A 13,768-nucleotide genomic window follows, 5' to 3' on the forward strand; every position below is an offset into this window, starting at 1 on the left:
GCCGGTGCCGATCTCCCCAGACTGCGTGGCCTTGTAGAAGCGCAGGAGATCGCGACCCTCGGACGACAGTTGCAGGTAGTTGCCTTGGTTGCCCTCCAGAGCCTGGATATAGCGCAGGCTCCCCCAGTGCTCGGCCAGCCCTCGTCCTGCACCTTGGCGGGCCGAGGCAGCCCCGAGGCCGATGGCGTGAATGATTTGCCAGGGGGTGAGGGTCAGCGAACGCGGCGCGTTCCGGGCGGCCCTGTAGTCGGTCCGTCGGCGAAGCGGCCCCTGCCCTTTGTCTGTCCGCTTCTCGTCCTCATTTTGCGCAGCCTCGGAGACGTGGGCGCCCAGTTCGGCCGACGAGCGGATCTGAACGTGTGAGGTGTTGCTCAGCTCGTGTAGGACCTCGCTGACGGCTTTGGATTCGTCCTTGTTCACCGGCTGCCCTTCCGTTCCGTCGATGTTGTGTGGCGTGAGCCGAAGGACGGTAGAGCCCGGCGGGGGAGCGCAAGCAAGTGCGCACGAGGGGGCGCAGACCGCTATTCGGCCATCTCTTGACAGCTGCTGATGCGGTACCACGGCTGGACCGCCGCCATGTGATGCCGTTCCACCCTTCGTCGGCGCTGACCGGAAACTGCGGTCACGGGGTGACAACGGCGCTGACCGGAAGCCGCGCCAGGGCCTTCGGCAACCCAAGATCGTGCCTTCACTCGGCGCCGACAAGCTGAGCCGAGGAAAGCGCCAGTGATCAAAGAATTTATGCTGCACCGTAAAGACGGCTGCGACTCCTTGGTGCCAGCATTCCCACGGTAGTGATGACTCAGCGAAGATCAAAGAATGCAGCTTCTACGCTGCAGACTCAGTGGCCTGCGAGGTGAGACCGTGCAGAGGAGTAACTACGGTGCGTACGGAACCGTCCAAGAACGCTCGCCGTGGAAAAGATTTTGGCATGTGGAAGGCGTCCATTTGGGTACTGGCATCGATCGGAAAGGGCGGCAGAGTCATTCCTGTTGGTTGTCTCGGGTCTAGGCGTTCCGCTGGCTACTATGTATGGGAAGGGGGCCCTAATGTGTTGGGCTGCTGTCTTATTAGGGATTCCCGCGTTCCTTGTATTCCTGGGAGCCGTCCTGGTTCAAGCCCGTAACGTTCTTGAGGGATTGGCTGGGCTGGTGGGAGCGTGGCAGGAGGTGCGTCGTGTACTCAGCTGGAGACCTGATCAACCCTCCAGGTCCCGCGCCCGTCCTATCCGTTGCCTCGCCAAGCGCGGCTTCCGCAGACGGTAGGACGATTGGAAGAGCGGCAGAAACGAAGGGCGAATAGGAGCGCGTCCCAAGCACGATGATGTGCCTCTTTGGTCGCCCACCCGCGAGGCCATCCATCGTTGCGTCACGCTGCTCTCGCGACCTCTTCGTGCTGGGTATCCGTCATTCATCTATTGATGGAGGGCTTGCACGTGGCGACGGGGAGCCTCCGTCGTGACGCGGAGGCCGTCGCCCGGGGTGCCGCCGATGAGCAGCAGCCGGGCCTGGGCCTGTTGTGCCTCGGCGATGTGCTCGGCAAGGGCGATGTAGCGCTGGGCGGTGTAGTCCTTGCGCTCCGGCCAACTGGTGGCGGTGATGGCGGCGATGGTCAGACCGCCCAGCCAGCCCACCGAGCGCAGCTCCTCCACGAGCTTGTTAGGCCCGGTCGCGAGGGTGGGAGCGAAAGGAGCCGTGCCGGGCAGGCGGATGCCGAGGCGGCGCTCCAGCGCCAGGTAGTGGCGGGCGGGCAGGTCCGGGTGGGCGCGGCCGTCGCTCGACCAGCACGGCGGGGCGGCTGGGTCGAGCACCAGGCTCACCGCCGCCTCCGAGCCGTGTGCCTCAACACCCGTGCGGTCGCCGATCACGGCCCGCCAGCCGTTGGGCGTGGTGGCCTGGGGCTGCGTGATCAGCCCAGTGCGGGCGATCAGCCCCGCGTACGGACCCACCGCCCGGACGGCCACGCGTACAGACCGCAGCCGCAGCCAGTCGAGGACCGCGCGGACCCCCGACAGGGCGAGGAGCGAGTCACCGAGCTTCCCCTCGAAGGCCACGACGATCTCGCCGCACCCGCTCAGGCGGTGGACGAGCTCGACGGAGGCGGCCAGCGGGAGCGGTGCGCCGATGGGGACGCTGCCCCGGTCGTACCCGAGCGGGGTGGTGTGGACGGCGCCGGCGGGGATGACCAGGGAGCCGTGGTGAAACTGGATCCTCGCCGGAGCGACCGCTGTCATGCCGTGCCCTCGATCGTGGTGAGCGAGACGAGCGGCAGACCGAGGTCGGTGAGCAGGTCGCGGGCTCCGCGGGTCGTGTCCTCCACCAGGCAGGCCGCCACCAGCGGGGCGGCGCCGGCCTCGCGGAGGCGGCGGGTGAGGTCAGCCAGGGTCCGGCCGGTGGTGATCTCGTCGTCCACGATGACGATGCGCTGGCCGGGAGTGATGCCGTACGCGAAGACGTCGGTGCGCATCGCGTGGGGCTCGCTGAAGCGGACCGCCCCGTCGAGCGGGAGGTGCAGCTTCCAAGCGATCTTGTACGGGAGCTGGGCGGCACCGGCGAGGGAGACGGTCGGCAGGATGCCGCCGGCGTCCAGGCCGAGGAGGAAGTCCACGGAGCCGAGCCCGTCCGGCACCTGCTCCTGAAGCAGGCGCCACAGGTCGGCTCCGGTGTTGGCGAGGGTGTCGGGGTGGACCGGGTGCTCCAGGCCGTCCAGGGAATGGATGACGCGCTCGCGGCGGCTCGTAGCTCCGACGCTGAGCCGTTCGACGATCCGGGCGGTGAAGGACGGCGCGGCGATGGTTTCGGGCATGGCGAAGCTCCTGTCGGACGGAGAACGAGGAAGGATAGACAGCCTGTTCAGGCGGCGAGCTGGACGGCGTACCAGGTGAGGAGCTGGTCGACGGCCATGGTGACGGGCTTGAGGACGAGCTCGGCCTCGCCGTCGCGCCAAGCGCCGGCGATCTCGGCCAGGGAGGGCGTCGAGAGGGCCCTCAGGCCCGGCATGCGGGAGGCCGCGGCGAGGATCCGATCGGGGCCGGACTCCCACTGGTTGTGCTCGCGCAGGAGGAGGCGGCAGGCGAGCACGAGGTGCTTGTAGAGCTGCCGCAGTGTGGTCGGCCCCGAGTCGGCGCGCAGACGGCGCATGGTCAGGATGACCTGGGGGAGTTCCCGGACAGCGGCGAACGCCAGCTCGCCTCTGCTGATCTTCGGTAGTTCGAGGCCGGGTGCGGCATACAGGACAGGGCTGCCCTGCTGGAGCTGGTGGAGGACGAACGCCAGGCGCGGGGTGAGGCGTCGGGCGGTCAGTTCGCCGGGGGTGACGAGGGTGGGGCCGAGGGAGGCCGCACTGCCGAGGGCCGTTCGGTACTGCTCCAGGGCTTCGTGGACCCGGCCGATGGCCTCGTGCTCGGCGATCACGAGGAGGTCCAGGTCGGACCAGCCGGCGATCCAGTTGCCCTCGCCGGGGCTGCCGGTCAGGGCAGCGAGCCGTACGCCGGGGCCGTAGGCCCGTACCGCGTCGGTGAAGTCGGCCGTCGCCGAGGCTAGGGCGGCAGGCAGTCCCAGCCCGTACGGAGTGGCCGCGCGCAGCGCCGTGGAGGTGGGCGGGGCGGCGATGCGCCGGAGCCGGGCGCGGAGGGCGGCGATGCTGCCGGTGTTGTCGATGACGTGGTCGGCGAGCGTGGCTACCTGGTGGGCTCCACGGCTCATCTTGATCTCGTCCTTCGCGGCGACGGCCTGGGCCTGAGTGCCGGACCGCTCGACGCGTACGGCGAAGGAGGCGTCCAGGTAGACGATCTGGAGTGCGTCGCCCATGAGTCGCTTGAGCTCGGCGATCGAGGCGTCGTCGTGGACGGACTCGATGGTGAACAGCTCCGTGTCGACGTGCGCGTCCGCGAAACGGTTCAGCTCACCGAGCAGCAGCTCGGCCTGCCGACGGGGCGACAGGGCGTACGGGTCTGCGAGACCCTCCCGGTGGGCCGCCTGCCGCAACAGGAAGCCGATCTTGAAGCGTTGCGCACCGCAGGTGCGCTGGACGAACTCGGCGCTGGTGCTCTTGCCGCACTCGCTCAGTCCACCGAAGGCGAGGACCCGGCGCAGCCGCCGACTCGGCTTGATCTCTGCGGGGGCGGCGTCGTCCCGGCCGTACAGCTTGAAGCGAGCCGGTACGGGGAGCCGGCGGCGGCCTGCGACGACGTCGGAGACCAGCGCGTCGAGGGCGGCGCACAGTTCCTCCTGTTGGCCGTGAAGGGCGGGGACACGTCGGCGGGCCAACTCGTCCCGGGCAGCTGCCCGTTCGCTGTGCCAGATCCTCAGTGTCAGCACCGAGAGGCGGTCGATGACGGAGGCGAGCGTCTCGGTGTGCAGTGGTGCGTCGGCGCGGCCTGCGTCGGCCAGCGAGCCGAGGACCTCGTCAGCCCGTTCGGCGAGCAGGTTCCGTTCGGCGTTGAGCTGGTCGATCTCGCGCTTGCAGTCGGCGACCTGGGCGGCGGAGAGTAAGGCGCCGCGCACCCGGTCCTCGGTGTCCCACAGTCGCCCGTTGACGGTGTGGAGCCGGGTGATGGTGTCGTCCAGGCGGTTCCGGTCCTTGTCCGGGAGCGCTGCCACGGTGCGGGACAGACTGGGTGGTAACACCAGGGGCGGGGAGTTCTGCGTCATCGGGGACTCCCGTCGGTGAGTCGGCTGAGGCCGAGGCGATCGAGCACGTCGCTGTGCACGGCGTCCAAGGAGCGGTCCTCGCAGTCGACGACCGCGGTGAACGCACCATGGTCGATCTGATGGAGCAGGACCGCGTGCAGTGTCTTCTGGTAGTCCGGGTAGATCCCGGTCCAGGGTCGGCCCTCGCGGGCGCTGGTGATGGCGTAACTGCGTTCGGCGTCGAATGACGGGAGCAGGAGGATGGAGGTCTCGGGTGTGGCGGCCCGCGAACCGGCGATTCCTGTCACGGTCTTGAACGCTTCGCCGACGGTCAGACCGTCCTTGACCACGCAGGTTGCAGCGGCCACGGCGAGAAGCATGGGCAAGCCCCGGTCCAGCAGACCCGTTCGTCCACTCTCGCGTGCGGCGGCCCGCTTGGCATGACCGGCGAGCAGTATCTCGGTCAGCTCGACGGTCGTGGACGTCTCGAACCACCACCGGGCGTAGTCGCCGGTGGCCACCCGTGCCCAGGGCTCGGGATCGTGCTCGTGGACCGCGCCCAGCGGCTGGAAGGCGTTCCACCGTTCGGCCAGCCGCACCAAGTGGGTCGTCTTGCCGACGTTGTCAGGGCCGTTGAGGCTGACGAAGTCCGGGGCTCGCGTCATCGCTCACGCCTCGCGGATCGGGGTGTCGAGGACCGAGGTGATCGCGTACGTGTTGGCGGCGATGAACTCGGCGAGCTCCGGGGGCATCAGGTTCAGTTCGCGGACCGCCTCGCCGGTGAACGGGACGCGTACCACCTCGTACTCGCCCCGTTCCGGCTTCGCGAACTCCGTTCCCGTACGCGCGGCCAGGTCCATCGACTCCAGGCGCGCGGCGAAGATGTGCTGGACGCCGATGCCGCCTTCCAACTGGTCGGTGATCAGGTGGATCAGTTCGGCGCGCGCCAGCTTGCCGCCGAGCTCCTCGAACACCTCGCGGTGCAGAGCCGATTCGATGGTCGCGTCGTCCGTCTCGACCCCTCCGCCGACCGTCACCCAGTACGGCTCCCTGCCCGGCTTGGTGCGCTTGATCAGGACCAGTTCGTCGCCGTCGAGGAGGATGGCGCGGGCGTTGCGCTTGACGATGTCGGTCATGCCGGTTGCTCCTTCTGGTGGTGGTACAGGAGAGAACGGCGGAGGGGCTGCCTGGTGATGGCCGGCCCCGACGCGGTGGTTTCAGCATGGAGCAAGACGGTTGCGGAGTGTGATGTACGGGCGCTGCAGCAATGCCGCAGTACTGCTGAACAAGGCTGGCTACGCTGTTCGTTCGGTCGTTCCACCGGGTGATGGACAGGGGGTGCCACGGTGGTCACGGTGCAGAGATGGTCCGGTCGGGAGGCCCGGCTGCTACGCGACGCCCTGCGCATGAGCCTGCGGGACTTCGCCGCGTACCTGGGGGTCAGCGACCGCACGGTGTCGAACTGGGAGGCAGGTGGCGCCGGCTACCAGCCTCGCGCCGAGTCTCAGGGAATTCTCGACACCGCTCTCGGTCGCGCACCCGACGACGCGAAAACCCGGTTCGCGGAAGCGCTGGGAATGAGTGACGCGGCTGCACCCGTCACAGGGCGGATAGAAGTCGACTCCCACAAGTTCCTGCCGGTCTTCATCGGTGTCGAGCGCGCCGGCCGGCTTCGGGAGTATCTGACACCGAGTGGGGGCGCTCAGTGGCTGGAGTCCTCCTCGACCCGACTGGACCACCCCGAGGCGCAGAGCTGTGTCCTGCACGTCTTCGCCTGCGGGGTAGCCGTCTTCCACCTTGTCCAGCCGCACGAACCTGCCGCGTTGACCGACCTGGCCGTCTGGCGCTACCGCTCCTACGCGTCCGACCTCCCCTGGGCCCGGGACAAGATCCGCGAACTCCTCGAAGGGGACCACGCCGGGGCCCCCAAGCCCGAATACGTCCTCTCCCTCTACTGCCTCACCTCCGGCCCGTGGGCCGGAGATGCCTACGACACCGCGCTGCGCCTGCTCTCCACTCCCTCGGTTCTGGTCGACCGCGGAGCGCCGGGTGGTCCCGCGCCTCTGGCCTGCACGGTCGAGGAGTCGCTTCTTGCCACTGGCTTCGACCACCCGGACATCGTTTCCTTCGGTGTACGGGGAGTGTCCACCGCCTACGCCGGCTGGTCCGGCGTCGCCTACGCCTCCCACTCCAGCGAGCGCAGCCTCACCACCGACGAGCTGGTCGCCTGCGAGCTGACCGTCCAGGCCCTGTGGTGTTTCACCCGCCACATCCAACAGATGGTCGAGGACGGCCAGGACCCCTCCATGCCGGAGCAGTACGGCTGGCGATTCCTGCGCGCCGCCGCCTCGCGGCTCACTACCGCCCGTGCTCAGGAGACCGCGCAACACGTCCTGATGCGGGAGGCCATCATGAAGACCAGCGGATTGGCCGAACGGCTGCGCACCGCGCAGGAAGCTCTGCGCGAGAGCGCCGGCTGAGAACGGGCAGGAGTGAGAGCCGATGGACATCAGCAGTGCTGCACTGGTCGTGATCGACATGCAGAACGGCTTCGTGAACCACCACAGTCGTCACGTCGTGCCCGCAGTCGCCGACCTCGTCGCCAGATGGTCCGCTGCCGGGCGCCCTGTCGTCTTCACCCGGTACTTCAACTATCCCGACAGCCCCTATGAGCGCTTCTTCCAATGGCGTCGGCTCCAGCAGCCACCCGAGACCGACATCGTTCCCGAGCTCGCCGAGGCGGCGGGCCGCGCGCACGCCAGCGTCGACAAGACCGGATACACGCTGTTCACCCCCGAGGCCGCAGAACTGATTCGACGGGCCGGCTGGACCGACCTCGTTTTCTGTGGAATCGCCACCGAGAGCTGCGTTCTGAAGTCCGCCGCAGACGCCTTCGAGCACGGATACGCACCCTGGATCGTCACGGACGCCTGTGCCAGCGACGCCGGCCCGGACGTCCACGACGCCGGTCTGCTCGTTGCCCGGCGCCTGATCGGAACAGGCCAACTCGTGGACTCCAAGCATGTGATGGGCCAACTCGATACGCGTGTGGCCGACCCGGTGCTGGAATAGCCTCATGGCCGACACACCGCTCGACACCGACCTGATCATCATCGGCGGAGGGCCGGCCGGCTGCGCCGCCGCCCGCATGGCCGCCGGCGTGGGCATGCGCTCGATCCTGGTCGAGCCGGACCGGCTGTGCCGCAATCTCTACCGGATCCCGGCCCTGAACAACGTCCTCGGCGGCCACACCAACGGCACCGACTTGGCCGACGCCATCGTGGCGGAACTGAAGGGCACCGAGCTGTGCCGCCTCGAACTCGGCAGGCGCGTCACCGAACTTCGCGCCGATGACGACCAGGTGACCGTCACGGTCGACACCGGTGTACGTCTCACGGCTCCGTACGCCGTCGTCGCCACCGGCGTCGGCCCCCTCCAGCCTCACGACGTCACCTGGATCAGCGCCCCCAGCAGCCTCAGGCTGCCTCCGCTCTGGGAGGCCGAAGCTGACGACGCCCAGGGTCGCACCCTCCTCGTCCTGGGCGGTGACCGGCCGATCGGCACGTTCCTGCGCGCCCACCCGACCACAGACACCCGCCTGCTCGTGGCGTACCCGGCAGCCGACACGTACAAGATCGAGGAAATCCGGGACGACCCCCGCGTCGCCCTTGTCCCCGTCGAGCACCTGACGCTGAAGCCCGCAGAGGGCACCTCAGCGTCGGCGGAAGCAGTGGGCCAGGACGGCACGCGGCAGACGATCACAGCAGATTCCGCCTACCTCAGCATCGGCAACGCCCCGACCGCCCCGCCCGGCGACCTGACCCGGGGCCGGGACGGATACTGCACCCCGGCCGACCAGCACCCCCGCGTCATCGTCGCCGGCGACCTCCGCTCCGCCCGCTTCCAACGGATCATGACCGCCCTGGGATCAGGCAGCGAGGCCGCACTACACGCCTACTACGCGGCCAGGGACGTGCCCACCAAGGGCTGACAGAGAGGGAGGCCCCGTACGTCCTTCCTAGCCGGGAAGCCCGAGCTCCTTCAGATACGTGAGGCGGGCGTTCATGGCAGCCGAGAAGTGCCGCCAGTCAACCCCTGCACCAGTTCGACGGGCTTGGGATCCTCGGCTGAGGACGTGACATAGCAGGCGGCGTCGTACAGCTGCTCGACCACAAGGCGCTCGCAGAAGATCCCGAACCGGTCCTGACACGAAGTGCCGCGCCAGATCGGATCGGCAGGCAGCGCGCCCTCCGCGATGTTGACCTGCTCTTGCGGTGGCGCGTACAGGATCCTCGTCGCCGAGGAATCCGGTCCGCCTGGCCAACTGAGACCACCAACGTCGAAGGCCCCCGCAGCAAACTCCAGGGGCCTTCGACGTATTGCCCGGTGAGAGCAATGGCGGAGGATACGAGATTCGAACTCGTGAGGGGTTGCCCCCAACACGCTTTCCAAATGTTCGTCCGGGGGTTCGGAGAGGGACGGGGTTGTTCTGACCTGGGACGGAGCCGCGCGTCGGAGGGATGGTGAACGGCACTGGACGGGGGCGAATGAGACCAGGACTGAGACCGGAGCGGCGGGTCATACCTTCTTGACGACGATCGACTCCGGAACCAGCCTCTCCAGGTCGTCCACGTCCGAGGTGAAGACGGTGACCTGCCCCTTCTGCTGGCGCGCGATGACGGCGAGTATCGCGTCGATCGCGTACTTGTGGCCGTGCAGCCTGGCATCCGACAGCAGGCGGCGGGCCCGGCGGGCCTCGTCCTTCCCGATGTCGGTGACTTTGAGCCGGGAGAGTACCCAGTCCCAGCGCTGCTCGGTGGTTCTGCCGTCGTACGCCTCGACCAGCGTCATCGGAGACGTGACCACCTCGGCTTCACCCCGGGCTGCGAGGTCGAGCCACGCGATCATCTTCCGGTCGCCGCGCACGGCCAGGGACAGGGCTTCGCAGTCCAGTACGAAGACGCGCAGCGGCCGCTGCCCGGGTTCACCGGACCGCTTCCTCACGCGGCTTCTCCGGCGCCGTGCGTTCCGGTGGCGCGCCGGCGCTCGTGCTCGGCGTCGAGGCCCTCCAACTCCTCGAACGCTGTGGTGCGCTCTTCCTCGGTTAGAGGACCGTGCTCCTCCTGCAGCCAGTCCGACAGCTCCCCCAGTCGGTCCCGGTCGCGCTTGAAGCGCAGCGCCTCGGCGACGTACGCCGACATCCCCCGTTCTGCCGCCTCCGCACGGATCTCGTCCAGGAGATCCTCGGGAATCGTCACCGTTACCTTCTTCGTCGCCATACAAGCGACCATACTCTTGGTATCACGCCCCTTGCCAGCGCAGTCTCGTGGCCGCCAGGTCGGCGGTCAGGCGGTCGTGGCGGGACGTGGGCTGCCATGGAAGACCTGGCTGGTGTGCCAGGAACGGTGGGCGGCGGCGATAGGGCGGACGCCCGGCTGGGGGCCGATGAGCGGACGGCCGGCGAGCGTGATGACGTGCTCGCGGGCGGCGGTGCTGTGGCCGACGAAGCTCTGCGAGACCAGGATGCGGTGGCCCTTGCCATGGCCTTCGCCGAGACCGAGTACGCCTTTGTCGAACAGCTTGTGGTGCAGCGAGCACAGGCACAGCCCGTTCTCGACGTCGTCCGGTCCGTCGAACGCCCACCAGCGCACATGGGCGGCCTCAAGCCCGACCGGCACCGCGCCGATCCTGCCGTCATACCCGCAGAAGGCGCACTGGTACTCGTACGCCGTCAGGACCATCTCCCGCATCCGCCGGTCCCGCTGCCTGCGCGCGGCCGAGAGCAGTGCGGTCTCGGCCTCCTCCAGCTCCAGGCCGACGGCTTCGCACAGCTCGCCGTGGAGGGAGGGCGGGAAGTTCAGATCGAGCAGCACCCGTGTCATCCGGCCGAGAAGAGACGGCTCCCGCCGCAGCGCCGCCCTAAGCTCCGGCGTCAGCCGCCCAGCGGCGCCGGTTGCGCGCAGTTTCCTGACCCCGGTCCCGGGGCTGCCCGGCCCGCGCTCGGTGCGCACCTCCCACACGCCGTCACTCACCAAGTGATGGAAGGGATAGGCGGGCGTCGTCCGGTTACCAGGACCGTATTCGGCGAGCAGTCCCCGCAGGTCCTCCTCCACGGCGCTGTACCGCAGCTCGTCATCGGCGTCCTGCTGGAACCGGCTGAGCGCGTACAGGAACAGCAACGGCTTGTGCGGAGCCCGCGTCCCGCTCCTCGTCCACTGCCTCAACTGCGCGGTGCGCTCGACCCAGTCCATGGTCGGCGATCGTAGTGGCGGCTCGTAGCAGCGCTTGGCCGTGGGGCATCGCCGCAGTGGCCGGCCGAACACCGAGCCACGACGCGGATCCCGGCTACCCGGGCATGACGCCGTGGATGCGGGAGAGGGTGAAGACCCGTTCGTCGTCCCGCAGGTGGCACCACGCATGCAAGTAGGGCGGGTCGAGCACGAGCTCGCTGAGGGTACGTACGGTCCGGTTGCCCGAGGCGGCGACGTACTCGACCGTGATGGCTGTGCCGGCGTCGATGGCATGGGCGAGCTGGCGGACATCGCTGTACGCCAGGTTCTTCGCGCATCCGGCGAGGATCTCCTCGGTGTCCGTGCCGTAGGGGGCCCCGGTGCCGAACGGGTCGGGAGCCGGAAGTATCGGCGGGGCGGCCCGCAGCCTGGCGGCCATCGTGCTCAGGCCGACTGTCACCGGAGTCACCGTCGGCACGGACCGCCGCCGCTGGCCTGGGAGTGGGGGCGGGGGCGGGACCGGTGCGGCGGCGCGTCGGCGCCGGGTCTTTTCGACGCGTACGGTTCCGTCGGCCCTCTCGGCAACGGGGGCGTAGCCGGCGGCCCGGAGCGTGGCGAGGGTCTTGTCGAGTGGGGTCCGGCTGACCAGCACGGTCGGTGCCAGCAAGCGCAGGCCGAGGGCGGCGAGCTTTCTGTGCGTGACGAGTTCGGCGAGGAGAGCGGGTTCTTCGCCGTGGATCACACAGGCAGCGGGGGTGATGCGCACACGGCCGTGAGTGCGTGCGGAGTCGTTGATCAGGTACGACAGCGACTGGGGGAGGGCGCCGACCGCGACGGCGCTCAGGTCTGCCGCGATGGCATCCGCCGTGCGGCCCGTGTCCAGGGCACGACGAACGGTTGTGGGGCTGAACCGCCACACCGATGCCGTGCCACCGACTTCCTTGTCAGCGACGGTGTCCAGCAGTGCGGCGAGGCGGGCGGACGGTGTGCCGGTGACGACGGCGGTGAGGTCCGCGCCGAAACGGGCTGCCCTGGTGGCCGTCGGCAGCAGCCGCTCACAGGCGGCGGCCAGCGCTTCGGCGTCGTCGGTCCGCAGAGCGGCACCGATGGGGGACAGGGCGCCGCGGGCGACGACCCCGAGCAGTTCCGCTTCCCGGATCGCGGTGGCGAAAGGCGTGGTGTCCTGGGGGAGCTGCTCGGCGAGCGGGCGATGCCAGGCGACCAGCGGCCACAGTTCCGCGGGGCTGTGCACTCCCCGGTCCGCCGGGAGCTGTGCCGCGGCGGCGAGGAGCCCCTCCCGGGCCTGTGGACAGCCGCCGCAGGGCGGTGTTCCGGCGAGCGCGGGCAGCGCCTTGCCGTCCTCGCCGCGCGCCTGGGTCGGAGTCAGCGGAAGCGTCCGCCAGGCGTGGAGAAGCACGGCGAGCTGCTCCGCCGGTTCTCGTTCCGCCCAGGTGTCGTATCCGTCCGTTGCCGCGACCTGGTCGCCGTCCCGGGCCAGCAGCCCGGCGTCGTACGCCGTCTCCAGAACAAGGCGTACGACGATGTCGTCGCACTGTGCCGCCTTGCTGATCCGGGACAACTCACGTGCTCCGACCCCGCCGGACTTCAGCAGGACCGGCGGAGCCGCGGAGCACGTCGCCAGAACCGACGCGGCATGTGCGGCGAACGCCGTGGCGGCGGCCGCCGCCTCCCGGTCCACTTCCGCCGAGGTGACGGACACCGTCCGCACGACGGGCGGGAAGGGCTCGAAGGGGGCGCGCCAGCCGGCTCCGCGCAGTGCGAGCGCCACCTCGGCGGGCATGCGTGTGGATCCGTACCCGGAGTGCCGGTCCTGGATCAGCAGCCCCCGCTCCAGTGCCCAGCGCACACTCGGCTCGGAGTCGGCCTGCGAGGTCCTGAACATGAGGAAATGCGCCTGTGGTTGAGCCTGTTCACCCCGGTGAGAGGCTCGCCGCTCAAGCAGAGTCCGGGTGGACGAAGGTGCCGAAGCGATCACCGCGGCCACCCGCTCCGGATCGCTGTGGTGTTCCAGGAGGGCCGTCAGCCGATGCTTCTTGGTGGTGCCGGGTGACGGGATGCCCAGGGCCACCAGCATGCGGCGCAGTTCCTCGGAGGTCGTGTCCGCCAGTAGCCGGGTGAGCGGGGCGTCCAGCCCCAGCGGCGAGTCCCACGCCTGCGGCAACGGCGCCGCCATGCGCAGCAGCCCTTCGCCGTCCGGCCAGACGAGTGCGCGGTCGGCCAGCGCCTCCAAGGCCGCGCCCAGCCCGCGAGCGCTCTCCGTTCCGGTCACATCCACCAGATCGGCCAGGGCGGCACATGGAACGGGCCCCAATGCCGCCAATGTCTCGGCTACCTGCAGGTGTGGCAGCGCGAGTCCGGTCAACACCGGGGCCACCGACGCCGGGCGCTGAAGGCGGTCCGCGAGTTCGCCGAACGATCGTGGTTCCGGCGGGGACACGGCATCCGGGCGAGCTGCCAGGACCCGCTCAAGCCGGTCGACGTCCAGATCACTCAGCCACGCGGCCAGAGTTGATCCACTGGGCTTGCCGATGGGGACACCTCACAAAGACGAGTGCCGGTGGTCTCCGACCGGAATCGGTCCTGCACAGACCCAGAATGGCGGATCGCGGGGGACGCTTGCGTCCTGAGTCGGCAGAAACCCGCTTCTGAGTGAAGGCGATGTCCTGTGACTCGACCCGGCGGCGGCAAGTCGGCGGAGTGAAATGTCTCTTATGTCGGAAATGAATGAGACCAGAACTGAGACCATCAACGTCGAAGGCCCCCGCAGCGAACTGCGGGGGCCTTCGACGTATTGCCCGGTGAGAGCAATGGCGGAGGATACGAGATTCGAACTCGTGAGGGGTTGCCCCCAACACGCTTTCCAAATGTTCGTCTGGGGGTCCGGCG

12 protein-coding genes and 1 pseudogene are annotated in these 13,768 nt (G+C 69.0%); 3 read left to right on the top strand and 10 right to left on the bottom strand.

Translation table 11 applies throughout. The features are described from left to right. The 6 genes and pseudogenes from IG90_RS0137590 to IG90_RS0137615 all read right to left on the bottom strand — a co-directional run. Positions 1–420, bottom strand: a pseudogene (locus IG90_RS0137590) (hypothetical protein); the annotation flags it as partial. Between the two features lie 994 nt (positions 421–1,414). After that, positions 1,415–2,233: a hypothetical protein gene (locus IG90_RS0137595; protein ID WP_030595347.1), complete on the bottom strand. Its 819-nt coding sequence runs from the start codon at positions 2,231–2,233 to the stop codon at positions 1,415–1,417. Next, positions 2,230–2,805, bottom strand: a complete 576-nt coding sequence (locus tag IG90_RS0137600; RefSeq protein WP_030595350.1) for a phosphoribosyltransferase — start codon at positions 2,803–2,805, stop codon at positions 2,230–2,232. The genes IG90_RS0137595 and IG90_RS0137600 overlap by 4 nt, the downstream gene beginning before the upstream one ends. Positions 2,806–2,852: 47 nt before the next feature. Continuing rightward, positions 2,853–4,652 (bottom strand): DUF4254 domain-containing protein, encoded by a 1,800-nt coding sequence (locus IG90_RS0137605; protein ID WP_030595353.1) that lies wholly within the window; start codon positions 4,650–4,652, stop codon positions 2,853–2,855. Then, the gene (locus IG90_RS0137610) at positions 4,649–5,296 is read right to left on the bottom strand and encodes a hypothetical protein (RefSeq protein ID WP_030595355.1); all 648 of its coding nucleotides are present in this window, start codon (positions 5,294–5,296) and stop codon (positions 4,649–4,651) included. The genes IG90_RS0137605 and IG90_RS0137610 overlap by 4 nt, the downstream gene beginning before the upstream one ends. Positions 5,297–5,299: 3 nt before the next feature. Then, positions 5,300–5,767: an NUDIX hydrolase gene (locus IG90_RS0137615; RefSeq protein ID WP_030595358.1), complete on the bottom strand. Its 468-nt coding sequence runs from the start codon at positions 5,765–5,767 to the stop codon at positions 5,300–5,302. Between the two features lie 219 nt (positions 5,768–5,986). On the opposite strand from IG90_RS0137615, the gene IG90_RS0137620 reads away from it, so the two are divergent. The 3 genes from IG90_RS0137620 to IG90_RS0137630 are packed head-to-tail and all read left to right on the top strand — an operon-like array spanning position 5,987 to position 8,622. Next, a complete protein-coding gene (locus tag IG90_RS0137620) occupies positions 5,987–7,111 on the top strand; it encodes a helix-turn-helix domain-containing protein (RefSeq protein WP_233436200.1) in 1,125 nt (374 codons plus the stop codon). 22 nt (positions 7,112–7,133) lie between these two features. Beyond that, positions 7,134–7,703: a cysteine hydrolase family protein gene (locus tag IG90_RS0137625; RefSeq protein ID WP_030595364.1), complete on the top strand. Its 570-nt coding sequence runs from the start codon at positions 7,134–7,136 to the stop codon at positions 7,701–7,703. A 4-nt stretch (positions 7,704–7,707) separates the two neighbouring features. Further along, the gene (locus IG90_RS0137630; RefSeq protein ID WP_030595369.1) at positions 7,708–8,622 is read left to right on the top strand and encodes an FAD-dependent oxidoreductase; all 915 of its coding nucleotides are present in this window, start codon (positions 7,708–7,710) and stop codon (positions 8,620–8,622) included. 587 nt (positions 8,623–9,209) lie between these two features. Here the strand turns inward: IG90_RS0137630 and IG90_RS0137635 are convergent. The 4 genes from IG90_RS0137635 to IG90_RS0137650 all read right to left on the bottom strand — a co-directional run bounded on the left by IG90_RS0137635 (position 9,210) and on the right by IG90_RS0137650 (position 13,412). Next, complete coding sequence (locus IG90_RS0137635; RefSeq protein WP_030595372.1) at positions 9,210–9,635, bottom strand: PIN domain-containing protein; 426 nt, start codon at positions 9,633–9,635, stop codon at positions 9,210–9,212. Next, positions 9,632–9,910 (bottom strand): ribbon-helix-helix domain-containing protein, encoded by a 279-nt coding sequence (locus tag IG90_RS0137640; RefSeq protein WP_030595375.1) that lies wholly within the window; start codon positions 9,908–9,910, stop codon positions 9,632–9,634. Before IG90_RS0137640 ends, IG90_RS0137635 begins: the two co-directional genes overlap by 4 nt. Positions 9,911–9,976: 66 nt before the next feature. Beyond that, on the bottom strand, positions 9,977–10,882 hold the full coding sequence (locus IG90_RS0137645) for a phosphorothioated DNA-binding restriction endonuclease (RefSeq protein WP_030595378.1): 906 nt from the start codon (positions 10,880–10,882) through the stop codon (positions 9,977–9,979). A gap of 94 nt (positions 10,883–10,976) precedes the next feature. After that, on the bottom strand, positions 10,977–13,412 hold the full coding sequence (locus IG90_RS0137650) for a helicase-associated domain-containing protein (protein ID WP_030595382.1): 2,436 nt from the start codon (positions 13,410–13,412) through the stop codon (positions 10,977–10,979). Positions 13,413–13,768: the final 356 nt, after the last annotated feature.

It is taken from the genome of Streptomyces anulatus, from assembly GCF_000721175.1.
GTDB classification, from domain to species: Bacteria; Actinomycetota; Actinomycetes; order Streptomycetales; family Streptomycetaceae; genus Streptomyces; species Streptomyces anulatus_C.

Bases quoted from the DNA above. Each gene is read 5' to 3' on its own strand.
- IG90_RS0137595 (WP_030595347.1), bottom strand. From the start codon at position 2,233: ATGACAGCGGTCGCTCCGGCGAGGATCCAGTTTCACCACGGCTCCCTG.
- IG90_RS0137600 (WP_030595350.1), bottom strand. From the start codon at position 2,805: ATGCCCGAAACCATCGCCGCGCCGTCCTTCACCGCCCGGATCGTCGAA.
- IG90_RS0137605 (WP_030595353.1), bottom strand. From the start codon at position 4,652: ATGACGCAGAACTCCCCGCCCCTGGTGTTACCACCCAGTCTGTCCCGC.
- IG90_RS0137610 (WP_030595355.1), bottom strand. From the start codon at position 5,296: ATGACGCGAGCCCCGGACTTCGTCAGCCTCAACGGCCCTGACAACGTC.
- IG90_RS0137615 (WP_030595358.1), bottom strand. From the start codon at position 5,767: ATGACCGACATCGTCAAGCGCAACGCCCGCGCCATCCTCCTCGACGGC.
- IG90_RS0137625 (WP_030595364.1), top strand. From the start codon at position 7,134: ATGGACATCAGCAGTGCTGCACTGGTCGTGATCGACATGCAGAACGGC.
- IG90_RS0137630 (WP_030595369.1), top strand. From the start codon at position 7,708: ATGGCCGACACACCGCTCGACACCGACCTGATCATCATCGGCGGAGGG.
- IG90_RS0137640 (WP_030595375.1), bottom strand. From the start codon at position 9,910: ATGGCGACGAAGAAGGTAACGGTGACGATTCCCGAGGATCTCCTGGAC.
- IG90_RS0137645 (WP_030595378.1), bottom strand. From the start codon at position 10,882: ATGGACTGGGTCGAGCGCACCGCGCAGTTGAGGCAGTGGACGAGGAGC.